1 pseudogene is annotated in these 294 nt (G+C 54.4%); it reads right to left on the bottom strand.

Annotated features, from left to right (window positions below):
• A pseudogene (locus tag NE473_RS31760) lies at positions 1–294 on the bottom strand (glycoside hydrolase family 9 protein); the annotation flags it as partial.

Genomic DNA, 294 nt, shown 5'->3' with positions numbered 1-294 from the left:
AGCCCCCCAGTACCCCACGTCGAGAAGCTCCTTTTTCAGAATCCGGCAGTCCTGCAGCTCCTCCCGTACCATCCGTCCCACAAGATCGAAACAGACGTAGGAAGGCAGAAGGGACTGCATGGGGTTGAAAACGGCGGTGTGAGACAGCTGGGTCAGATGAATTCCAAAATCACCAGATGCGTCATACCAGCCTCCATGTAAATCCAGCGTTCCCTCTTTTGCTCCCTTAAACTGCACATTCCGGTCGGCCTTCAGCCATTCTCCCGAAGAGCGCTCCCCCTTTAAATAAGCCCT

Source organism: Hungatella sp. SL.1.14, from assembly GCF_024460495.1.
GTDB classification, from domain to species: domain Bacteria; phylum Bacillota; class Clostridia; order Lachnospirales; family Lachnospiraceae; genus Hungatella; species Hungatella hathewayi.
The sequence above is the reverse complement of the archived record's forward strand: the minus strand, read 5'-3'. Positions and strand labels throughout refer to the sequence as shown.